Here is a 19233-nt window from a genome sequence, read left to right on the forward strand (position 1 = left end):
TTCCCCCGTCTACATATCGTGGCCCTGACCACGCCCGTCTCGAAAAGGACAAGACGTGAATACATCGCTGCTGGCACAGAATGCCTATTCCTCACCCCATTCCTCGGTACGCACCGCATCGACCCAGGAATACGATGCAATCGCCCGGATCACTTCGGCACTGCGCTCCGCCGAGACTGCGCCGTCGCGCGCCGCCGCAATTCACCGCAACCGCGAACTTTGGGCGACCCTGGCCACGGACGTCGCGACAGACGGCAACGGCCTGCCCACCGAGCTGCGCGCCGGGATCTTCTATCTGGCCGAGTTCACGCGCCAGCATTCCTCGAAGGTGTTGAACGACGAGGCCTCGCCGGACATCCTTGTCGAAATCAACACCTCGATCATGAGGGGATTACGCCAACAGGGACTGGGCAAATGACCGGGCTTGTCCTGAAGCTCGGCCCCAACGAGCGGGTGCTCATCAACGGTGCCGTGATCGAAAACGGCAACAGGCGCAGTCGCCTGAACATCATGACGCCGGGGGCGAATATCTTGCGGCTTCGCGACGCCATTCACCCCGAGCAGACGGGCACGCCGGTGCGTCGCCTGTGCTACATCGCCCAGCTGGTGCTTTCGGGCGACACCGATCTGGACACGGCGCGACCACAACTCTTGAAGGGGATCGACCAGGTTGCCCAGGCTTTGCTGGATCCAGTCAGCCAGGTGGCCCTGTCCGACGCGCGCCGCGCGGCCGAGGACGGGCAGGCCTATTATGTCCTGAAATCCCTTCGAAAGCTTCTTCCCACCGAAGACGTCTTGTTGAAGGGGGTGTCCCAATGACCTACCAGCCGGTCGTTCCGTTCGGCGGCAATGCCGGCTGGGAATTCCTGCAGCGCACCCGGGACCGTCAGCAGGCTGCGTTCGAATCGAGTGCTGTAATCGTCCGCAACACGGACAGGTTTCGCGAGCGCATCGGCACCATCGGCAGCGCCGAAGAGCTGATCCAGGATCGCGCCCTTCTGCAGGTCGCATTGGGCGCGTTCGGCCTGGACGAAGATCTGAACAACAAGTACCTGATTCAGAAGGTGCTCGAGTCCGACACCACATCGCGCGACTCGCTGACGTCGCGCTTTGCCGACAAGCGCTACCAGGCTTTTTCGGAAGCCTTCGGCTTCGGCAGTCCCCTTGGCCCGGCGACCGCGAATCCCGGCTTCGCCGACCGGATCATCGAGGCCTACAACACCCGCCAATTCGAGATCGCCGTGGGCAACCAGTCCACCGACCTGCGGTTGGCCCTGGGGCTCGAACGCGAGCTGGAAACCATCAACTCGAAGGCCGGGCTCAGCGATGACGCGGCCTGGTTCAGCGTCATGGCCAACAAGCCGCTGCGGTCCGTCCTCGAGAAGGCCATGGGTTTGCCCGTCGCCTTCGGCACGCTCGACCTGGATCGTCAGCTGTCGACCTTCCGGGAGCGCAGCGAGCAGATCTTCGGCGTCAGCGAGGTTTCGGGCTTCGCCGATCCCGAGGTCCAGGAAGAGCTGCGCCGCCTTTTCCTGGTGCGCGCTCAGCTGGAAGAGGGCAACACCGCGGCCGGATCCGCCTCCATCGCGCTCAGCCTTCTGACGCAGGCCGCCCAGTTCAATCGCTAACCTCCGACGCCCCGGCCTTCGCCGGCTCTGGGACGACCGGGCGGCGTGACAGGCATTTTGCGAGCCCGACGAAGCTGTCCTGTATCGTTTTGGTTTCCGTGCGTGCGATGAAGGGGTCCAATTTCGGCCACGCCGCGATGGCCGCATCCACGGTGCGGTCACTGCCAGTCGCGTAAAGTCCGGCCTGGATCATCAACTCGGCTTTCTCGTATGCTCCGATCAGGCGACGGCTTTCGGCGATCAGGGTGTTTTCCTGGTCCGACGCGGCGTAGGGCAACGCGCGGCTTACCGATCGCAACAGGTCGATCGCCGGAAACCGGCCGCGCTCGGCGATCGCCCGGCTGAGCACCACATGCCCGTCCAGAACGCCCCGCAACGTATCCGCCACCGGCCCATCCATGTCCGCACCCGCGACGAGGACCGTGAAGATCGCGGTGATGTCGCCCGTATCGTCCAGGCCCGGCCCGGCGCGTTCGCACAGCCCGGTGATCTGGGTCACCAGCGAGGGCGGATAGCCACCGAGGCTCGCCTGCTCGCCCCGGCTCAGCGCGATTTCCCGGTGGGCGTCGGCGAACCGCGTCACCGAATCGGTCAAGAGCAGCACCTGCCGCCCGGCATCGCGGAAATGTTCTGCGACCGCCATGGCGGCAGGTGCGCAGCGGCGGCGCAGCGATGCCGATTGATCCGAGGTCGCCGCCACGATCACGCTGCGGGCCATGCCCGCGGGCCCCAGGACGCGATCGATGAATTCGCGCAGTTCCCGCCCGCGCTCGCCCACCAGGGCGATGACGATCACGTCCGCCTCGACCTTCTGGGCCAGGCCCGCAAGCAACGTCGACTTGCCGACGCCCGACCCGGCGAAAAGCCCGATCCGCTGGCCCCGCACCAAGGGCAGCAGCGTGTTGAACGCACAGAACCCCGTCGACAGCCGCCGCCCGAGCCCGCGCCGCTGCGCGGGGGCAGGCGGCGCATCGTCGATGCCGCGCGGGCGCGTGCCCGGCAACAGCGGAGCGCCGTCCAGCGGGCGCCCCATGGGATCTATTACGCGGCCGATCCACGACGCGTCGGGGCTGAGCGTCGCCGGTCCCATATGGATGACCCGGTCGCCGACGCCCAACCCCTCGATGGACCCATCCGGCAGGATCGTCAGGGTGTCGCGATCGATGGCGATCACCTCGCCACCGACCGAATGGCCATCCGCATCCATCCGCACCAGATCGCCCAGCACCGCGATTCCCGAAAGGTTGCGCACCGACACGACACCGCCGCCGATCGCCTGCACGCGTCCCATCGCGCGCGACACGCGGACGGAGGTCACGCGCGCTTCCACATTTGCATAGCCAATCTGCGACATCGTTCGATCCCTTTCGATTTCTGAAACTGTTTCTAAAGGAATCAGGGTTAAGCCTTCGTTTCAGCAGAACGCAGGATGTGACCTTTCATGGATAATATCGGTTTGATGCGCATGGTGCATGATGCGGCCCGGCACGCCGCCGACCGCCAGGAGCATATCGCGCGCAATATCGCGAATGCCGACACTCCCGGCTATCGCGCGACCGACCTGCCCGACTTCGGCGAGCTGGTCAGCGCGCCCCCTTCCGCGATGAAGGCCACGCGTCCGACCCACCTGTCGGTGGACGACGATCCCACTGCGGGTGCGAGTTTCGAGCGCCCTTTCGAGTCCGCGCCCAACGGCAACAGCGTGTCGCTGGAATATGAAACCATGCAGGCGACCGGCGTCCAGGCGCAGCACGATATGGCGATTTCGATCTACACGAGCGCCCGGGAAATCCTGCGCACGTCGATGGGTCGCAAATAGGAAAGGTGAAACATTATGGCTGATCTTCTCGGCTCGTTGGCGGTGTCCAGTTCGGGCATGCAGGCCCAGGCGCAACGCTTGCGCCACGTCTCCGAAAACATCGCGAACGCGGATACGCCCGGCTATCGGCGCAAGACGATCCCGTTCAAGACGGCGCTCGAGCACGGGGGTGTTCGCACCGGCGATCCGTCCCTATCGAAGGCCGAGCTGCCGCAGATCCATGACCCGTCCCATCCGATGGCGGACGGGGCCGGAAACTACCAGGGATCGAACGTGGATCTGATCGTCGAAATCGCCGATTCGCGTGAAGCCCAACGATCCTACGAGGCCAATCTCAAGGCGTTCGACATGGCCCACAAGATGAACCAGGGGCTGCTTGAGCTCCTGCGCCGATAACCCCACCTCAGATAACCGGAGTATCCAGAATGGACATCAACGCCGCACTCGCCGCCCAGAAATACGCAGCCTCCCGCCCTGCAACGGCCCCCGATCCCACGATCGAGGCCGCGGGCGCCGCTGCTTCCGACTTCATGTCGACGCTGCAACGCACCGAAGAGACCGCCAAGGCGGCGCTGACGGGCGGGGCCGACACGCACACCCTGGTTCAGGCCATGGCCGAGACGAAATTCGCCGTCGACACGGCGGTGACCGTGCGCGACCGGGTCGTGGAAGCGTACCAGGAAATCCTGCGTATGCCGGTCTGATCGGCCATGATGAGCGATCTGATCTTCTACGACGTGCTGCGCGAAGGCCTTTGGGTCGCGGTCATCATGTCCACGCCCATCCTGGCGGTGGCCCTGGTGGCGGGCCTGACGGTCGGGCTTTTCCAGGCGCTGACCTCGATCCAGGAAATGACGCTGACCTTCGTGCCCAAGTTGCTCGCCATCGTGGGCGTCTTCTGGATCACCATGGGCTTCATGACCAAGACGCTGGTGTCGTATTTCGATGGCACCGTTGTGCCGATGATCGCCGGAGGCTGACATGGACAACGCTGGCTATACCTCGCTGACCCGCCAATCGGGGCTCATGCGCGAAATGCAGATGATCGCGCACAACATCGCCAATGCCTCGACCGGCGGGTTCCGCTCAAAGGGCATGGTCTTTTCGGAGTTCGTGAAGAAGCTCGACGGCGGCGCCCCGTCCCTGTCGATGGCGTCCGGAAACGCGCATTTCACGTCCGACTTGCAGGGTGGCATGGAGCAGACCGGCGGCAGTTTCGACTTCGCGATCGAAGGGCCCGGCTATTTCCTGGTCGAAACGCCCGACGGCGAGGCGCTGACGCGCGCGGGCAATTTCACCCCGTCGGCCGAAGGCGAGCTGGTCACGCCGGACGGGCTGCGCGTGCTCGACGCGGGCGGCGCCCCGATCTTCATTCCACCCGACGCGACGGGCCTTGCCGTGGCCTCGGACGGCACCGTGTCGGCCGATGGCCGCCCCCTGGCGCGGATCGGCGTATGGCAGCCGTCCGATCCCAATGATCTGTCCAGGCGCGAAGGGGTGCTGTTCGACGTGACCGCGCCCCCGATCCCGGTCGAAAACGGCGTCATCCTTCAGGGATTTCTGGAGAAATCCAACGTCGATCCCATCTATCAGATCGCCCGAATGATCCAGGTCCAGCGCGCCTACGAGCTTGGCCAGTCCTTCCTCGAAAAAGAGGACGGGCGCATTCGCAACGTGCTCTCCACCCTCAGCCGATAACAGGAGCTTCCCCCCATGCGTGCCCTTTCCATCGCCGCCACCGGCATGTCGGCCCAGCAGATGCGGGTCGAGGTCATTTCCAACAACCTCGCCAACATGAACACCACCGGCTACAACGCGCGCCGCGCCGAGTTTGCCGACCTTCACTATCAGCAGGTCAGCCGCCCCGGCACGATCGCGTCCACCACGGGGACGCAATTGCCGACCGGTGTGCAACTGGGCCTCGGCGTCCGGCCCGCCGCGGTGTCCATGAACGTGGCGCAGGGTGCGCTGATCCAGACGGGCGGCGATCTGGACCTCGCGATCGAGGGCGCGGGCTTCATCGAGGTGACGCTGCCGTCCGGCCAGGCGGCCTATACCCGCGACGGATCCTTGAAGCGCACCGGCGAGGGCCAGATCGTGACGTCCGATGGCCACCCGGTGACGCCCGACATCACCATCCCCGCCGACGCGATTTCCCTGTCGATCAGCACCGATGGCGAGGTTTACGGCTATTTCCGCGACCAGGTGCAGCCGCAGCTTCTGGGGCAGATCACCCTGTCGGGCTTCACCAACGTCAAAGGGCTCGAAGCGATCGGGTCGAACCTCTTCACCGAAAGCCCCGCGTCCGGTCCGCCCCTGGTGGCCGAGCCCGGAACCGACGGCTTGGGGACTTTCCGGCAGGGCTATCTGGAGGACAGCTCGGTCGATGCGGTGCGCCAGATCACCCATTTGATCGAGGCACAGCGCGGCTACGAGCTGAACGCCAAGGTCATCACCGCCGCCGACCAGATGCTCGGCGCGACCACGCAGATCCGATGACCCGGCTCTGCCTGATCCTGATCGCGCTTGCCTGTCCCGCGGCGGCCGACACGCTTGTCGCGGCGCAGACCATCCGGGCGAAAACCGTGCTCGGGCCGTCCGATCTGGCCCTCGTTCCGGGCCAAGTCACGGGCGGTCTCAGCGATCCGGCCCAGGTCGTGGGTCTTGAGGCGCGCGTCACGCTTTACGCGGGTCGCCCCATCCGGCCGGGCGATATCGGCCCGCCCGCCCTGATCGAGCGCAACCAGACGGTCGTTCTGAGCTATGCCACCGGCGCGATCGCGATCCACACCGATGGCCGTGCGCTCGAGCGGGCCGGAATGGGCGATCGGGTGCGCGCCATGAACCTGCATTCCCGGAAAACGATCCTGGGAACCGTGATCGCAAACGGACGCATCCGCGTCGAAGGAGGTCCAGAATGACCCGTACGACCAGCTTTATCCTTTTCTCCCTGGCGCTGGGCACGACGACCGCGTGTTCGCGTCTTGCCGATGTCGGCCAGGCGCCCGAACTCACGCCCATGGCCCAAAGCACCGAGATCGCCGCCATGCGCAGCCCCGGACTGCCGCGCTTCGTCGAGCCCGAGCGCCCGATCGACCAAGCGTCGCTCTGGACCGGCGCGCGCGGATCGCTTCTGGGCAATCGGCGTGCCGCCACGCGGGGCGACATCCTGACGGTGGTGATCGAGATCGATGATCGGGCCGAGTTCTCGAACACGTCCGAACGCTCGCGCTCGGGCTCCGAGAGCATGGGCATCCCGTCCTTGTTCGGCATCCCGCAACGGGTGAACGAAAGTTTGCCCGAGGGCGCGACGCTGGGGGATGCGGTATCGACGAACTCGAACAGCGCCAGCGCGGGGGATGGCTCGACCCGGCGCAACGAGCGGTTGACGTTGCGGGTCGCCGCGACGGTCACGGACGTGCTGGCCAACGGCACCCTCGCGATCGAAGGGCGCCAAGAGGTGCGGGTCAATTTCGAGCTGCGCGAACTTATCGTGACCGGTCTGGTGCGTCCCGAAGACATCGCCCGCCAAAACGAGATCACCTACGACAAGATCGCGGCCGCCCGGATATCCTATGGCGGACGTGGGCAGATCACCGATGTGCAGCAGCCGCGCTACGGCCAGCAGATCGCAGACATCCTTCTTCCCTTCTAGAAACGAGCGCGCCATGATCAAGAAACTGCTTCCCCTGGTGCTGATCCTGTCCGGGCTCGGCGCGGGCGTCGGCGCAGGCATCGCCCTGAAAAAGCCGAGCGACGAGCATGCGGATGCCGCCGCGAGCCCCTGCGGCGACCCGCTGGCCGCGGGGATGGATCCCACACCGGTCGCGGCCCCGCCGCCCGAGGACTCCGTCGCGACCACATTCCTGAAACTGCCCGAGCAATTCGTCGTGCCGGTCGTGGACGGGGATCGCGTCAAATCGCTGGTGGTGATGAGCATCACGCTGGAAATCTCGGAATTCCAGGAAGAACAGATCTTCTCGCGCCTGCCGAAACTGCGCGACGGGTTCCTGCGCGTCATGCTCGATCACGCCAATATCGGCGGGTTCGACGGGGCATTCACGTCGAACGGCTCGATGGACGCTCTGAGGCGCGGTTTTCGTGAAGTGGCCGCGGCCGAGTTCGCCGAAGGCATCCACGAGATCCTGATCCTCGATATCAACCGCCAGGATCTTGGCTGAGGCTCAGCGATTTCGCTCGGGATCCGCCAGCTTTCTCAGGACATCCGAACGTCCGAACGCTTTCGAGGCTGCGCGCAACGCAGCCTCGTGGGTCACCCGCAAGGCGGCGAGCTGCGCTTGATTGCGGGCAAGTTGCGCGTCGGTCCACGCCATCCAGGCAACCTCGGCCCCACTGAGACGTGCGGCGTCCAGGTCGGTCTGGTTTTGTCGCGTCTCCTTTGCACGCTCGATCTGCGCGACATCCGCCTTAAGCCTGTTCATGTGAGCAACGATATTGGCCACCTTGCCGAGCTCGCGCTCCTTGATCAGGTGGGCGAGATCGGCCAGGGATCGCAGCTGCTGTTCCCGAAGATCGCTCATTGCTGCGCTGCCTTGCGCCGCATGTCTTCGGCGTAGCGGATCGCCACCGCGATCGCCGCGTATTGTTCGGGCCGCACCTCGGCCCCGATCTCGACCGAGGCGTGAAGCGCACGCGCCGTCGGCGGGTCGGGATGGATCGGTACGCCAGACCGCTCGGCCACTTCGCGGATGCGCGCCGCCACCTGGTCCACGCCCTTCGCCACGCAGACGGGTGCCCCGGGCGCGCTGCGATCCCATTTCAATGCCACGGCGTAATGCGTGGGGTTCACGACCACGACCGCGGCCTCGGGCACATCGGCAAGCATCGTGTTCATCGCGATATCGTATCCCCGCTGCCGCCGTTGTTGCTTCATCATGGGATCGCCTTCGGACTGCTTCTGCTCATCGGTCAGGTCCTTGCGCGACATCCGGTTCTTGCGAATGTGCTCGGCGCGCTGCCACATGAAATCGACACCCCCGATGCAGATCGAGATCAGGACGATCAGCATCATGAACCGCACCGTCAGCTGCAGGAATTCGGCCACCATCGGGCGCGGCTCCAGCGGGATCGTCGACAGGATGTGCGGCATCTGCAGGGTCAGATACCACAGCAGGATCACGCAATAGATCGTCAGCTTCACCGCGCTCTTGGCGAACTCGAACAGACCGCTGCGGCCGAACTTGTTCTTCGCATTGGACAGGATCGAGATCCGGCTGACCTTCGGGGCCAGCTTGCTGGGGGTGACGGTGAATGCGCGTTGGGCAATGACCGACAGCAGCGCCATGACGAGCGGAACGATCGCCCAGGGTGCCAGGGCAATCGCGATTTCGCTCAGCACCGTGCCCCCCAGGACCGCACCGCCGCCGACCGTGCTGTGAAGGCCGTGCGCCGCGGCATGCACGAGTGCGGCCGAAAGAATGCTGAAGACACTTTGCAGCGAGTCCGGCCCGACGGTCACGGCGACCAGCACCATTCCGAAAAAACTTCCCGTGGTGATCAGATCGGCGGACCTGGCAACCTCGCCCTTGCGCCTGGCATCTTCGAGCTTCTTGGGCGACGGATCGAATTGCTTGTCGTCGTCGTCGTCCCCCCCCGATCCGCCGCTCATCGGTTTGCGACCGACGGGTTGGCGAAAAAGCCGTCCATCGCGGACAGCCAGATCTGCAGCATAAAGGGCAAGGCGAGCGCCAGAAGGATCAGGCCGCCCGCGGTGATAGCGGGCGCGCCGACGAAAGCCACCATCAATTGCGGCATGGCCCGGTTGATGGCGCCGAGGGCGAGGTTGTAGATGACGGATGTGATCACAAAAGGCGCCGCCAGCGTGAAACCCAGGCCGAACGCCTGCGCCGTGCGCGCGACCCCCCAGCTTGTCAGATCCTCGGGCTCGGGAAATCGGCCCAGGGGCATCAGTTCGTAGGAAAGGATAAGGAACTCGGCGACCTTCAGATGCAGTCCGGCGATGACGGCAATCGTCAGGCCTGAAAGTGTGATCACATGGCCGATCGCCGGCATCGCGTCGACCGCCTGCGTCCCGAAGATCTGCGCGAGCGAGACCGACTGAGCCGCGATCGAGCCCGCGATCTGCAGTCCGAGCACGAAAAGCCGGAGGATTGCGCCCAGTGCCAGACCGATGACGACCTCGGTGCCCAAGGCGAATCCCAGGACCTGCGACGGCACCGCATCTTGCGCGACTGCGGGCGTCACGATCGCGGTGAAGGCCAGCGTCAGGACCAGCCGGACCCTGAGCGGCACCATCCGCTCGCCGAAGGCGGGCAGCAACGCCATGGCCGCGCCGAGCCTGAGAAAGACGTAGAACGCGGACAGGATTTGCGCGCGGGCCAAATCGGTCAGGTCCATCAGGGATTCGATCATGCGGCGATGGTTCCGACCAGGGACGGCCGGGCCTCGCCGCCCAGTTCTTCGAAGCTCAGGACCGGGTTCGCGATCCCGCGTGCGGACAGGACAGTGTGCAGGAACCTGCGGCGGCGCGCCGAAGTGATCAGTGCCGCGAAAACTCCGTCGTTCGAGACCTGGTTCAGGCGGTCCGCGGCGTTCCCGGCTAGGCGATTGAAATCCTCGGGCGGCAGGGCGACGCCCAGTCCAGCTTCGTCGCCGTCGAGCGCGTGGTTGGCAAACAGCCGCTCCCAGGCGGGATCGAGCTGGATCAGCGGCACCGTGCCGTCATCGCGTTTCAACCCGGCGACCAGCTGAAAGCCCAAGCGCTGGCGAACGATTTCGCAGATCGCTTCCGCCGTGCCCGCGACCGTGCGCGCCGATGCGATCGCTTCGAGGATCAGGGGCAGGTTCCGGATCGAAACCCGCTCTTCCAGCAGCAGCCTGAGGACGGCCAGAAGCAGCTCGATCGGCACCTTGTCGGGCACCAGGCTGTCGATGAGCTTGCGGTTTGCCGCGGCGCGGTCGGGATCGCTGAGCTGCTTGAATTCATCGAGCAGCCGTCGGAGCGCTTTCAGGGTCAGCAGACGCGGGAAATCACGCTTGATGACCTCCAGAAGATGGGTCGCCAGCACTTCCGGCGGATTGATGATCGTCACGCCGGACAGCGCCAATTCTTCCTGCGATTCCGCACGCACCCAGCGGGCGGGCGCGCCATAAACAGGCTCGGCGATATCCTCGCCCGCCGGCAGACCGGAGGTATCGTCGGGCAGAAGGGCCAGGACGCGATCCGGCCACAGCCTGTCGCGGACCCGCTCCACGCCCTGGATGCGGATGATGTAGGTGCCGCTCGGAAGGCCCATATCGTCGGTCAACCGGATTTCGGGCAGTATCAGCCCGAAATGGGACGCGACATGATGGCGCATATTGCCGATCCGCGCATCCAGTCCCTGGGTCGGATCCAGCACCATCGGCACCAGGTCCGACGCGAATTCCAGGTGGATATCGTCCAGATCCAGCACGTCTCCCATGTTGAGCGCGGTGCCGTCGGGAAGATCCTGAACCGGGATTTCGTCCAGGCTCGCCGGATCGGGGCGACGTGCCGCTTTCACGGCGAAGAAGCCCAGCGCGACGGATCCGGCCATGAACGGCAAGAACGGCAAGCCGGGGACGAGGGCGAACAATCCCAAGAGAACGGAAACCGTCGCGAGCGCGGCGGGATACCGGCTGAGCTGGCTGAAAAAGGCCAGGTCGGTCGATCCGGTCGCCCCGCCCCGCGCAAGCAGCAGCGCCGACGCGATGGAGATGATCACGGCGGGGATCTGGGTCACCAGCCCGTCGCCGACGGTCAGTATGGCGTAGGTCTCGAAGGCGCGCCCAAAGGGCATGTCATGTAGGGTTACCCCGATGATCAGGCCCACGACCAGATTGAGCAAGGTGATGAGAAGGCCTGCGACAGCGTCGCCTTTCACGAATTTCGAGGCACCGTCGAGCGATCCGAAGAACGTGGTTTCCTGCTGCTCGGTTTCGCGCCTGGACTTGGCTTCGGCGTGGTCGATGGCCCCTGCGCTCATATCCGAGTCGATGGCCAATTGCTTGCCGGGCATGCCGTCCAGTGCGAAGCGGGCGCCGACCTCGGCCATGCGCGCGGCGCCTTTCGTGATCACCATGAAGTTCACGATCAGAAGGACGCCGAAGACCACCAATCCCAGCAGGAAGCTGCCATTCATGACGAAATTGGCGAAGCCCTGAATGACGTCGCCGGCCGCATCGGTGCCCGTGTGGCCCTCGCCGATGATCAGTTTCGTCGACGACACGTTCAGGGACAGTCGCAGCATCAGCGACGCCAGCAGGATGGTCGGGAAGGCCGAGAAATCCAGAGGACGCTCGATGAAGAGCGTCGTCGTGAACATCAGGATCGCCAGCGCGAACGACATGGCCAGACCGACATCCAGCACCCAGGCAGGGACGGGAAGAACCATCATGACGATGACGGCCATCAGCGCCAGCGCCAGCAGGATCGTCGGTTGGAAGACCGTGCGCAACGACAGGGTCAACGGACTGATCCCGACGCCAGGGCCAGGCCCGCTACATCACCGCACGCATTCGCGTCCGGTTGGCTGCAAATTCTTTGCATGATCCGACCTTCCGAGGGTGGCATTGATAGCAGGTTAGAGAATCATGCTTACCGAAAGGTTTCCGTCCGATCGAAAGCGTCAGGGATCGAGTAGCGCGTCGAGTTCCTGGCGAAGCTCGGCGCTGCGGCTCAGTGTCGTGCTGGCACGGTCGATCCCGGGGATCCGCGATGGTGACAGGCTCTCGGGTTCGACGGGCGCCCCTGCGACCGGGGGCGGTGGCGCGGCCTCGAGACGATCCAACACCTCGGCGACGTCGTCGCCCTCCAGGCCCGCCAGGTAGGATCGCGCGATGTCGGGCTTGCCCGCCTCGGCGGCGATCGCGGCTCTCACCAGGCGTTCTTCGCGGTTGGGAATGGCGCGGGATGCGTCGATGATCTGCTCGGCCTGGCTGTTGAGGCTTTGCGACATCAAGCGCCGCACGATGGCAAGGCGCGTCGCGTCATCGGTAATTTCCCGGTCCGCCAAGGGGACCATGACACGCAAGAAGTCGGCATCTTCCGGAATGTCGGCGATCGCCCTGAAGATCTCGCGCTCGATATCGTCATGGGGTCCGCGCGACCGGCCGCGCAGCCTGTCCAACTCGTCAATAGCGCGGCCGAACTGCCCGGCCCTGACGAAGGCCTGCAGGATCGTCCGTTCGAGCGACGCCCGTTCGGGATCCGACGTCTCGAAACTGAGCGCCAGGGCTTGTTCGATCATCTGGTCGGGGGGAACTTCGCCGCGAGCCATCCGCGACGACAGCACGAATTGCAGCGCCTCGGCCGCGCGTGGCATCCGCTCTTCCACGACCGGCTCGAGCGCGAGGGCGATATCGCCATCCTGCGGGTCGCTCAGCTTGGCATCGACGAAGGAGGCTTCGGCCGATGGCGCGGACTCGCGCCTGCTATAGCCGTTCCGGATCAGCTCCGCCTGCTCTCGCATGTTGAAATCCAGGAAGCGCTCGGCGATGCGGGGTTCCAGGTAGCTGCGCATCGGATCCGGAAGATTGGACAATCGGCGCAGGACGATATCGGGATCGGCCATGAGCGGCCCGTCCTCCGCGAGAAAGGCGAGCACTGCCGCGTTGCTGTCGCAATCGATCTGCTTTGCCAGACCGGTGGTTGCGCTGGCGGGATCCAGGCTGTCCGCGATCGCCAGGAGAAATGCGCGATCCGGCGTGTCCGACGGCGCATTTTTCAGGACCGCGCGGGCCTCTTGCGTGAAGGTCGCGAAAAGATAGGCGCGGGCAAGGGCGGCGTGCGCTTCGGCATCCGGCCTGTCGTTTTCATCGTAGATCTGCGGCAGCGTCGTGCGAATCCGCTCGAACGGAGCGGCCTCGTCCCCCCAGGTGGCGAAATCGGACATCTCGCCAGGAAGACAGACGCCCTTCGGGGGAGCCGTCGCGCCGGACGACGGACGGTCCCTGTCGAGCTGGGTTTCCACGCGCATGTTCGGATAGGGGATCCCCGCCTGCAACTCGTCCAGGACCGGGTCGTCGGCTTCGGTCTGGACCGGCGGTGGGTCCGAGAGCGTCGGCAGCGATCGGGCCCTGACCAAGCCTTGCGCCGAGCCGCGTGCGAATTGTTCGCTGATCTGGGCCCTGGCGCTGTCCACGGCCGCGCGGCGGTCTATGGCCGCGTCCGATTGATCGAGTGCCTGGCTGAGCGGTCCGGGCAACGGACCGTCCGGCCTGGGCAGCCGGATCGGAGTGTCGCGCAATTCATCCAGCATCGAAAGCCGCGGGCCGAAGCCGTTCCGCTGCGAACCAGCTGTCGCGTCCACGACAGAGCCGTCGTCGATCACGTCCAGAACGACCCACCCATTCGGCTGCTGCAGGCTTTCGACCCGGCAATCGCACGCCAGCTCGACCGTCAGCGTGCCCGGCTCGGATCCGGAAATGCGTTGCACGCGGGTGCGCGCGATCCGCTGATAGACGGCGCGCGTGTCGAAAGATGCCGCTTGCTGAGTGCTCAGGGTCAGGCTCTTGCCGTCGCGTTCCAGGTTCCACGTGGCGCCCGGGGGCAAGTCCGCGACGATCCGCGTGAATGTCGCGTGCTCGCCGGTGCGCACGAGGATTTCCTGCGCCGAGGCGGCAAAGCCGATTGCCTGAGCGACCAGGACTATCGTGGTCAGGATCCTCACGCCGCTTTCGCCTCTTTCAGGGCCTCTTCCAGTTCGTTGAAGCCGGGGCGGACATGATGCGGCGCATTTTGTCGTCCGACCTCAATGCAGATGTTGGGTGAATGGCTGTGCATGTTGGCCACCAGGACCTCGCGGATCAGCTGGTAGAAATGCGCGTCCTCTTCGGTCACGGTCTTGAGCTTCGACGCGAAGGGGCCAACGAAGCCATAGGCCAGAAACACGCCCAGGAACGTGCCGACCAGCGCACCGCCGATCAGCTTGCCCAGAACTTCGGGCGGCTGGTCGATCGACCCCATGGTCTTGATGACGCCGAGCACCGCCGCAACGATCCCGAGCGCAGGAAGACCGTCCGCGACGGTCTGCAGCGCGTGGCTGGGATGCATCGCGTGATGGAAATGCGCGTCGATGCGCTTGTCCAGGACCTCTTCGACCTGGTGCGGGTCGTCGTAGTTCATCGACGCCGAACGCAGCGTGTCGCAAATCAGCTCGACCGCCTCGTGATCCGCGAGAATGCGCGGATACCGGCCAAAAATGGACGAATCGGCGGGCGCTTCGATATGTTCTTCCAGCTCCAGCGGCGCGGACTTGGCCAGCCGGACAAGCTCGAAGAGCAGGCACAGCAGGTCACGGTAATCGTCCGGCTTCCATTTCGGGCCACTGAAGACCTTTTTCATGTCCTTGAGCGTATGTTTCATGGATGCCGTGTCATTGGACAGGATGAAGGCGCCCACCGCGGCCCCCACGATCATGGTCATCTCGAAAGGCAACGATTTCAGGATGATGCCCATCTTGCCGCCGGCGGCCAGATAGCCCCCGAAGACCATGACGATAACAACGATGATTCCGACGATACCGATCATTTCTTGGGTCCTGTCACTTCTGAGCGGAGATGTTCAGCCATCTTGGGCCAATGAGGCGTTGCGGCCCGCGATCATGACGCTGATCGAATAGGCGGTCTTGGGATCGAGTCCGGACATGATCGCCGCCGCCGATTCGGGCCGCATCCGGGCGAGAAAGCCGGCCGCGAAGATCGGCGACATCTCGGTGAAGACCGCCGACGCTTCCTTGGGGTTCATGTTCTCGTAAACCGTGGTCAGGCGGGTCAGATCGTCGTCGGCCGCGGATTGGGCGAGCTTCAGAAGCCCGGTCAGATCCTCTTCGGCCGCAGACAGTTCATCCATCTGCGCGCGGACCTTCTGTTCGATATTGGCCAACGTCGCCTCGCGCTTGGCAAGGCGGTCTTCGCGCGCATCGAGCTGGGCTTCGCGGTCCTTCAGGGCCGCCAAGATGATCGCCACTTCGTCCTGCGGCGCCGATCCATCGGCGGGCTCAATGGCCGTGGCCGCGCCTGCCGAAATCGCGCCGAACTCGCGGAGCAGGGATCCCGCCGGACCGTCGCCGATCCGGATCAGACCAGAGGCCATCAGGACGCCGGCCAGGACCGGAAGCGCACCGATCCCCGCGCGGCGCAGTCGGGCGGCAGCTGCACGACGCGCCATCAGCCCATCTCCGTCGCGCGAAGGCGCTGCGAGGAGAAATACGATCGCACGGAGGGCGCGACGGCGGACTTCGGCGCTTCGGGCGTCCGTGCTTCGGGCGCGGCGGGTTCAGCAGTCGGCGCCCGCGGCGGAGTTGCGGGCAGGTCCGGCAAGTCGTGCAGCGACGCGACGTGAAGTTCCAGCCGCCGGGCCACCGCGTCGGCGCGTTCGGTCAAGGCACGCAAATCGTCGCCCGCCCCTTCACTGGCGCTTTTCGCCCGCGCCACGGCCCTGTTCAGATCGTCGACCTGGGCAGACAGAACGGCCACCGCGCCGCCGACGCCTTTCTCCAGGTCGGTGAATCGGCTGAGCCGACGCGACAAAACAAAACAATAGAAGGCGACGGCAAGCGCGCCAAGGATCAGCAGCATATCGGCAATCAAGTCCATTCTGGACCTCTCATTTCAGGATGAATTCCATGATCAGAAGATCGCGCACGCGATTTTCGCCCACGACAAGGCGAATGCGGCGCAGCATCTGGGCGCGAAGCCGGGTCAGGATGTCCGACTGCTCGAGCATCGCGGGCTCGACCGCGCGCAAATAGGCGTTCAGCACGTCCACGATTCGCGGTGACAGATTGGCGACGGTCTGCTCTTCGCCCTTGGGGACTTCGAGCTGACCGCGGAACCGAAGATGTGCGGCCCCCGAGGCCGGGCCCAGCGATACCGTGATCGCTTCGAGCGGCACGAACTCGATGTCGGGCAGCGGATCGTCGGTGAGATCGGGCAGCATTTCTTCGGCCTGCATGGACGATTCGCCGCCCAGGATCAGGCCAGACGAAACGGCATAGAAACCGCCCGCCCCCGCCGCGACGGCAAGAACCAGGCCGATCAGAAGCCCCTTCTTCCCGGATGACTTCGCATCCGGAGCGTCCGTTTCATCGACGGCGTCCACGCTGGCCATAAGGCGAAACCCTTTCCACGAATTCTTCGCTACCGGGGTCACTTAACATCAGTTTGACTAACCGATTCTTAAGACCAAGCGATCAATAACGATCTCGGGACAGGGCAGAAGCCCAACGTGACAGGAGGTCGGTCTTGCAGCAGTTACAAACGGTCTGGTCGGAACTGACGCTTCAAAAGCGTCTGGTCGCGGGGCTGGCGGTCGTTGCCTTGCTCGTCGTGGCTGTCGGGTTGACGCGGCTGGCCACCCAGCCCGGCATGTCGCTTCTTTATGCGGGCCTGGAAAATGGCGCGGCGGGCGATGTCGTGGCCGCACTCGAAGCGCGCGGCGTCGACTATTCGGTGCGCGGCAGCTCGATCTTCGTGGATACCACGCGCCGCGACGAGCTGCGCATGACGCTGGCCAGCGAGGGATTGCCCGCCAACGCGTCCCAGGGCTACGAATTGCTGGACCAGATGACCGGGTTCGGCACCACCAGCCAGATGTTCGACGCCGCCTATTGGCGCGCGAAGGAAGGCGAGCTGGCGCGCACCATCGTCTCGAGCCCCGCCATCCAGAGCGCGCGGGTCCACCTGGCCAACCCGGCCTCGAAGCCCTTCCAGCGCGGCGGGACGCCGACCGCATCGGTGACCATCACGCCGTCGCAATCGGGGGTCAGCGCCGCCCATGCCCGCGCGCTGCGCTACCTGGTCGCGTCGGCGGTCAGCGGTCTTGCACCGGCGGACGTGTCGGTCATCGACGCCACCGGCGGCGTGATCCTGTCCTCCAGCGACGGTGACGCGACGAGCACCGATTCGTCCGATCGCGCTGCCGAGTTGAAGCGCAACGTCGAACGGCTGCTCGAGGCCCGGGTGGGCTACGGCAACGCCGTGGTCGAAGTGAACGTGGAAACCGTGACCGAGAGCGAGCAGATCACCGAGCGGCGCATCGACCCGGACAGCCGCATCGCGATCAGCGAGGACAAGACCGAAAGCACCAGTTCGGAGCAAGGCAGCTCGGGCGACGTGACGGTCGCAAGCAACCTGCCCGACGGGGATGCCGGGGGCGGCGGCGACCAGTCGCGCGCCTCCCAATCCGAAACCCGGCAGCGCACGAATTTCGAGGTCTCGGAAATCCAGCGCGAGGTCCTGCGCGCCCCCGGTGCAATCGGGCGAATCACGACCGCCGTTCTTGTGGACGGCCTGCGCACCAGCGATGCGGATGGCGAAGTCACGTGGCAGCCACGCTCGCCCGAAGAAATGGCCGCCCTGCGCGAACTGGTCTCGGCCGCCGTCGGCCTGAACGAGGAACGCGGCGATTCGCTTTCGCTTCAGACGATGGAATTCGAACCGGTGCCGCTGTCGGGCTCCGAGCCGGGGGCAGGCTTCGGCGGCAACCTCAATATCGACGCCATGCGCCTGGCCCAGCTTGGCATCCTGTCGCTCATCGCTCTTCTGATCGGCCTGTTCGTCGTGCGCCCGATCCTGACCCAGAAGGCCGAGCCATTGCCGGAACTGGGCCCCCCGCCGACCGGCGGGCCCGCCCTGACGGGCGAGATCGACCCCGAAGACACGCCCGAGGACATCGCCCGGCTCAACGCCGTCGGCTCGAGCGGGGATACGCTGCCCGATGGAGCCAGCGCGGTCGAGCGTCTGCGCGGCCTGATTGATGAGCGCAAGGACGAATCCCTGCAGATCCTGCGCAGCTGGATGGAAGAGGAAGAGGAAAAAGCATGACCGCGCGCGCGCTGGAACTCGAAGATTTCGATCGCAACATCGCGGGTTTCGGACCCGAAACGGACCAGGGCGGCGGCGCGGATCCCGACCGCATGGCCAGCTTCGACGAGGGCTACGCCGCCGGGTGGGAAGACGCCGAGACCGCGACCAGGGGCGAACAGGACCAGGCGCACGCAGCCATGCGCGCGCATCTGCAGGACCTGTCCTTCACCTATCACGAGGCGCGCGCCCACGTGATGCGGGGCTTGCAGCCGCTACTGGTCGCGATCGTTCGGCAGGCCGTGCCCGACATCCTTCAAAAAACCCTTGGGCAGCGCCTGATCGCCGAGGTCGAGGCCATGGCCGAAGACGTCGACGGCACCGATATGGAACTGCTGGTCGCGCCCGGCCAGGCCGCCGCGGCGAACGATCTGCTCGACGGGATCACCGCCCTGCCCTTCGCCGTCGCCGAGGATCCCACGCTCGCCGAGGGCGAAATACACCTGCGCATGGGCGCGCGCGAACGCGAGATCGACCTGAATGCCCTGCGCGATGGACTGGACGACGCGCTGCAGGCGCTGGACACACTTAACAAGGAGACCCTTGCCAATGGATGACGCCACCCTAGACGATACGACCGAAAACACGGACGCCACGGACCGCGCGCGCCATCCCTTCACCGATGTCCCGGTCGAGATCACCGTCGCCGTCGGCAAGGCGCGCCCCCGGCTGAGCGACCTGCTGCGCATGGGCCAGGACGCCGTTCTGCCGCTGGACAGCCAGGTGGACGATCCGGTCGAGCTTTACATGGGCGATCGTCTGATCGCGCGGGGCGAGTTGCAAGAGCTCGAAGGCAGCCAGACCGGACAATTGGCGGTGCGCCTGACCGAAGTGGCCGACCTGCGGACCGAGCTTTAATTCGTGGGGCGCTGCATCGCCTTTTTGTGCCTTGTCGCATTAACCACGATTGTCGGCGGA

The 19233-nt window shown here is 65.2% G+C and carries 25 protein-coding genes; 15 read left to right on the plus strand and 10 right to left on the minus strand.

Translation table 11 applies throughout. The features are described from left to right. Nucleotides 1-55 precede the first annotated feature (55 nt). The 3 genes from flaF to ILP92_RS10495 are packed head-to-tail and all read left to right on the plus strand — an operon-like array spanning nt 56 to nt 1628. The gene (gene flaF, locus ILP92_RS10485; protein ID WP_198916347.1) at nt 56-418 is read left to right on the plus strand and encodes a flagellar biosynthesis regulator FlaF; all 363 of its coding nucleotides are present in this window, start codon (nt 56-58) and stop codon (nt 416-418) included. Next, entirely contained in the window at nt 415-819 is a 405-nt protein-coding gene (gene flbT, locus ILP92_RS10490) for a flagellar biosynthesis repressor FlbT (RefSeq protein WP_198916348.1), read from the plus strand. Before flaF ends, flbT begins: the two co-directional genes overlap by 4 nt. Further along, complete coding sequence (locus tag ILP92_RS10495) at nt 816-1628, plus strand: DUF1217 domain-containing protein (protein ID WP_198916349.1); 813 nt, start codon at nt 816-818, stop codon at nt 1626-1628. Before flbT ends, ILP92_RS10495 begins: the two co-directional genes overlap by 4 nt. Here ILP92_RS10495 and ILP92_RS10500 read toward each other — a convergent pair. Further along, nucleotides 1618-2982, minus strand: a complete 1365-nt coding sequence (locus tag ILP92_RS10500; protein WP_198916350.1) for a FliI/YscN family ATPase — start codon at nt 2980-2982, stop codon at nt 1618-1620. The genes ILP92_RS10495 and ILP92_RS10500 overlap by 11 nt on opposite strands. An 87-nt stretch (nt 2983-3069) precedes the next feature. Between ILP92_RS10500 and ILP92_RS10505 the strand changes: the two genes are divergently transcribed. The 9 genes from ILP92_RS10505 to ILP92_RS10545 are packed head-to-tail and all read left to right on the plus strand — an operon-like array spanning nt 3070 to nt 7628. After that, nucleotides 3070-3447 carry a FlgB family protein gene (locus ILP92_RS10505; protein WP_198916351.1) on the plus strand — a complete coding sequence of 126 codons (378 nt, stop codon included), beginning with the start codon at nt 3070-3072 and terminating at the stop codon, nt 3445-3447. A 15-nt stretch (nt 3448-3462) separates the two neighbouring features. After that, the gene (gene flgC, locus ILP92_RS10510; protein WP_198916352.1) at nt 3463-3843 is read left to right on the plus strand and encodes a flagellar basal body rod protein FlgC; all 381 of its coding nucleotides are present in this window, start codon (nt 3463-3465) and stop codon (nt 3841-3843) included. A gap of 29 nt (nt 3844-3872) precedes the next feature. Continuing rightward, nucleotides 3873-4151, plus strand: coding sequence for a flagellar hook-basal body complex protein FliE (fliE, locus tag ILP92_RS10515; RefSeq protein WP_198916353.1), 279 nt, complete (start codon nt 3873-3875; stop codon nt 4149-4151). A 6-nt stretch (nt 4152-4157) separates the two neighbouring features. After that, a complete protein-coding gene (locus tag ILP92_RS10520; protein ID WP_198916354.1) occupies nt 4158-4427 on the plus strand; it encodes a flagellar biosynthetic protein FliQ in 270 nt (89 codons plus the stop codon). 1 nt (nt 4428) lies between these two features. Then, complete coding sequence (locus ILP92_RS10525) at nt 4429-5145, plus strand: flagellar hook-basal body complex protein (RefSeq protein WP_198916355.1); 717 nt, start codon at nt 4429-4431, stop codon at nt 5143-5145. A gap of 15 nt (nt 5146-5160) precedes the next feature. Further along, nucleotides 5161-5946 carry a flagellar basal-body rod protein FlgG gene (gene flgG, locus ILP92_RS10530; protein ID WP_198916356.1) on the plus strand — a complete coding sequence of 262 codons (786 nt, stop codon included), beginning with the start codon at nt 5161-5163 and terminating at the stop codon, nt 5944-5946. Beyond that, nucleotides 5943-6368, plus strand: a complete 426-nt coding sequence (flgA, locus tag ILP92_RS10535) for a flagellar basal body P-ring formation chaperone FlgA (protein ID WP_198916357.1) — start codon at nt 5943-5945, stop codon at nt 6366-6368. Before flgG ends, flgA begins: the two co-directional genes overlap by 4 nt. Next, nucleotides 6365-7102 carry a flagellar basal body L-ring protein FlgH gene (gene flgH, locus ILP92_RS10540; protein ID WP_198916358.1) on the plus strand — a complete coding sequence of 246 codons (738 nt, stop codon included), beginning with the start codon at nt 6365-6367 and terminating at the stop codon, nt 7100-7102. The genes flgA and flgH overlap by 4 nt, the downstream gene beginning before the upstream one ends. A 13-nt stretch (nt 7103-7115) precedes the next feature. Beyond that, nucleotides 7116-7628, plus strand: a complete 513-nt coding sequence (locus ILP92_RS10545; RefSeq protein ID WP_198916359.1) for a flagellar basal body-associated FliL family protein — start codon at nt 7116-7118, stop codon at nt 7626-7628. A gap of 3 nt (nt 7629-7631) precedes the next feature. Here the strand turns inward: ILP92_RS10545 and ILP92_RS10550 are convergent, their stop codons facing one another. From ILP92_RS10550 to ILP92_RS10590, 9 genes are all read right to left on the minus strand, one after another. Beyond that, nucleotides 7632-7988, minus strand: coding sequence for a hypothetical protein (locus ILP92_RS10550; RefSeq protein ID WP_198916360.1), 357 nt, complete (start codon nt 7986-7988; stop codon nt 7632-7634). Further along, nucleotides 7985-9076 carry an EscU/YscU/HrcU family type III secretion system export apparatus switch protein gene (locus ILP92_RS10555; RefSeq protein WP_198916361.1) on the minus strand — a complete coding sequence of 364 codons (1092 nt, stop codon included), beginning with the start codon at nt 9074-9076 and terminating at the stop codon, nt 7985-7987. Before ILP92_RS10555 ends, ILP92_RS10550 begins: the two co-directional genes overlap by 4 nt. Further along, the gene (locus ILP92_RS10560; RefSeq protein ID WP_235971333.1) at nt 9073-9825 is read right to left on the minus strand and encodes a flagellar biosynthetic protein FliR; all 753 of its coding nucleotides are present in this window, start codon (nt 9823-9825) and stop codon (nt 9073-9075) included. Before ILP92_RS10560 ends, ILP92_RS10555 begins: the two co-directional genes overlap by 4 nt. Before the next feature lie 11 nt (nt 9826-9836). Beyond that, nucleotides 9837-11861 (minus strand): flagellar biosynthesis protein FlhA, encoded by a 2025-nt coding sequence (gene flhA / locus ILP92_RS10565; RefSeq protein ID WP_235971351.1) that lies wholly within the window; start codon nt 11859-11861, stop codon nt 9837-9839. Between the two features lie 216 nt (nt 11862-12077). After that, on the minus strand, nt 12078-14120 hold the full coding sequence (locus ILP92_RS10570) for a hypothetical protein (protein WP_198916364.1): 2043 nt from the start codon (nt 14118-14120) through the stop codon (nt 12078-12080). Further along, complete coding sequence (gene motA, locus ILP92_RS10575) at nt 14117-14980, minus strand: flagellar motor stator protein MotA (protein WP_198916365.1); 864 nt, start codon at nt 14978-14980, stop codon at nt 14117-14119. Before motA ends, ILP92_RS10570 begins: the two co-directional genes overlap by 4 nt. A 33-nt stretch (nt 14981-15013) precedes the next feature. Then, nucleotides 15014-15619 (minus strand): MotE family protein, encoded by a 606-nt coding sequence (locus ILP92_RS10580; RefSeq protein ID WP_198916366.1) that lies wholly within the window; start codon nt 15617-15619, stop codon nt 15014-15016. Beyond that, nucleotides 15619-16047 carry a DUF6468 domain-containing protein gene (locus ILP92_RS10585; protein WP_198916367.1) on the minus strand — a complete coding sequence of 143 codons (429 nt, stop codon included), beginning with the start codon at nt 16045-16047 and terminating at the stop codon, nt 15619-15621. The genes ILP92_RS10580 and ILP92_RS10585 overlap by 1 nt, the downstream gene beginning before the upstream one ends. A gap of 10 nt (nt 16048-16057) precedes the next feature. Further along, entirely contained in the window at nt 16058-16561 is a 504-nt protein-coding gene (locus ILP92_RS10590) for a flagellar basal body-associated FliL family protein (protein ID WP_198916368.1), read from the minus strand. A gap of 134 nt (nt 16562-16695) precedes the next feature. Here ILP92_RS10590 and fliF point away from each other — a divergent pair, with 134 nt between their 5' ends. Genes fliF through ILP92_RS10605 form a run of 3 tightly spaced genes read left to right on the plus strand, consistent with a single transcriptional unit; the run spans nt 16696 to nt 19173 of the window. Next, nucleotides 16696-18276: a flagellar basal-body MS-ring/collar protein FliF gene (gene fliF / locus ILP92_RS10595; RefSeq protein WP_198916369.1), complete on the plus strand. Its 1581-nt coding sequence runs from the start codon at nt 16696-16698 to the stop codon at nt 18274-18276. Continuing rightward, the gene (locus ILP92_RS10600) at nt 18273-18872 is read left to right on the plus strand and encodes a FliH/SctL family protein (protein ID WP_198916370.1); all 600 of its coding nucleotides are present in this window, start codon (nt 18273-18275) and stop codon (nt 18870-18872) included. Before fliF ends, ILP92_RS10600 begins: the two co-directional genes overlap by 4 nt. After that, nucleotides 18865-19173, plus strand: coding sequence for a FliM/FliN family flagellar motor switch protein (locus tag ILP92_RS10605; RefSeq protein ID WP_198916371.1), 309 nt, complete (start codon nt 18865-18867; stop codon nt 19171-19173). Before ILP92_RS10600 ends, ILP92_RS10605 begins: the two co-directional genes overlap by 8 nt. Nucleotides 19174-19233 lie beyond the last annotated feature (60 nt).

Origin of the sequence: Palleronia pontilimi (assembly GCF_016412875.1) — a bacterium.
Taxonomy (GTDB): Bacteria; Pseudomonadota; Alphaproteobacteria; order Rhodobacterales; family Rhodobacteraceae; genus Palleronia; species Palleronia pontilimi.

Bases quoted from the DNA above. Each gene is read 5' to 3' on its own strand.
- flbT (WP_198916348.1), top strand. From the start codon at position 415: ATGACCGGGCTTGTCCTGAAGCTCGGCCCCAACGAGCGGGTGCTCATC.
- ILP92_RS10495 (WP_198916349.1), top strand. From the start codon at position 816: ATGACCTACCAGCCGGTCGTTCCGTTCGGCGGCAATGCCGGCTGGGAA.
- ILP92_RS10500 (WP_198916350.1), bottom strand. From the start codon at position 2,982: ATGTCGCAGATTGGCTATGCAAATGTGGAAGCGCGCGTGACCTCCGTC.
- ILP92_RS10505 (WP_198916351.1), top strand. From the start codon at position 3,070: ATGGATAATATCGGTTTGATGCGCATGGTGCATGATGCGGCCCGGCAC.
- flgC (WP_198916352.1), top strand. From the start codon at position 3,463: ATGGCTGATCTTCTCGGCTCGTTGGCGGTGTCCAGTTCGGGCATGCAG.
- fliE (WP_198916353.1), top strand. From the start codon at position 3,873: ATGGACATCAACGCCGCACTCGCCGCCCAGAAATACGCAGCCTCCCGC.
- ILP92_RS10520 (WP_198916354.1), top strand. From the start codon at position 4,158: ATGATGAGCGATCTGATCTTCTACGACGTGCTGCGCGAAGGCCTTTGG.
- ILP92_RS10525 (WP_198916355.1), top strand. From the start codon at position 4,429: ATGGACAACGCTGGCTATACCTCGCTGACCCGCCAATCGGGGCTCATG.
- flgG (WP_198916356.1), top strand. From the start codon at position 5,161: ATGCGTGCCCTTTCCATCGCCGCCACCGGCATGTCGGCCCAGCAGATG.
- flgA (WP_198916357.1), top strand. From the start codon at position 5,943: ATGACCCGGCTCTGCCTGATCCTGATCGCGCTTGCCTGTCCCGCGGCG.
- flgH (WP_198916358.1), top strand. From the start codon at position 6,365: ATGACCCGTACGACCAGCTTTATCCTTTTCTCCCTGGCGCTGGGCACG.
- ILP92_RS10545 (WP_198916359.1), top strand. From the start codon at position 7,116: ATGATCAAGAAACTGCTTCCCCTGGTGCTGATCCTGTCCGGGCTCGGC.
- ILP92_RS10550 (WP_198916360.1), bottom strand. From the start codon at position 7,988: ATGAGCGATCTTCGGGAACAGCAGCTGCGATCCCTGGCCGATCTCGCC.
- ILP92_RS10555 (WP_198916361.1), bottom strand. From the start codon at position 9,076: ATGAGCGGCGGATCGGGGGGGGACGACGACGACGACAAGCAATTCGAT.
- ILP92_RS10560 (WP_235971333.1), bottom strand. From the start codon at position 9,825: ATGGACCTGACCGATTTGGCCCGCGCGCAAATCCTGTCCGCGTTCTAC.
- flhA (WP_235971351.1), bottom strand. From the start codon at position 11,861: ATGGCCGTCATCGTCATGATGGTTCTTCCCGTCCCTGCCTGGGTGCTG.
- motA (WP_198916365.1), bottom strand. From the start codon at position 14,980: ATGATCGGTATCGTCGGAATCATCGTTGTTATCGTCATGGTCTTCGGG.
- ILP92_RS10580 (WP_198916366.1), bottom strand. From the start codon at position 15,619: ATGGCGCGTCGTGCAGCTGCCGCCCGACTGCGCCGCGCGGGGATCGGT.
- ILP92_RS10585 (WP_198916367.1), bottom strand. From the start codon at position 16,047: ATGGACTTGATTGCCGATATGCTGCTGATCCTTGGCGCGCTTGCCGTC.
- ILP92_RS10590 (WP_198916368.1), bottom strand. From the start codon at position 16,561: ATGGCCAGCGTGGACGCCGTCGATGAAACGGACGCTCCGGATGCGAAG.
- ILP92_RS10600 (WP_198916370.1), top strand. From the start codon at position 18,273: ATGACCGCGCGCGCGCTGGAACTCGAAGATTTCGATCGCAACATCGCG.
- ILP92_RS10605 (WP_198916371.1), top strand. From the start codon at position 18,865: ATGGATGACGCCACCCTAGACGATACGACCGAAAACACGGACGCCACG.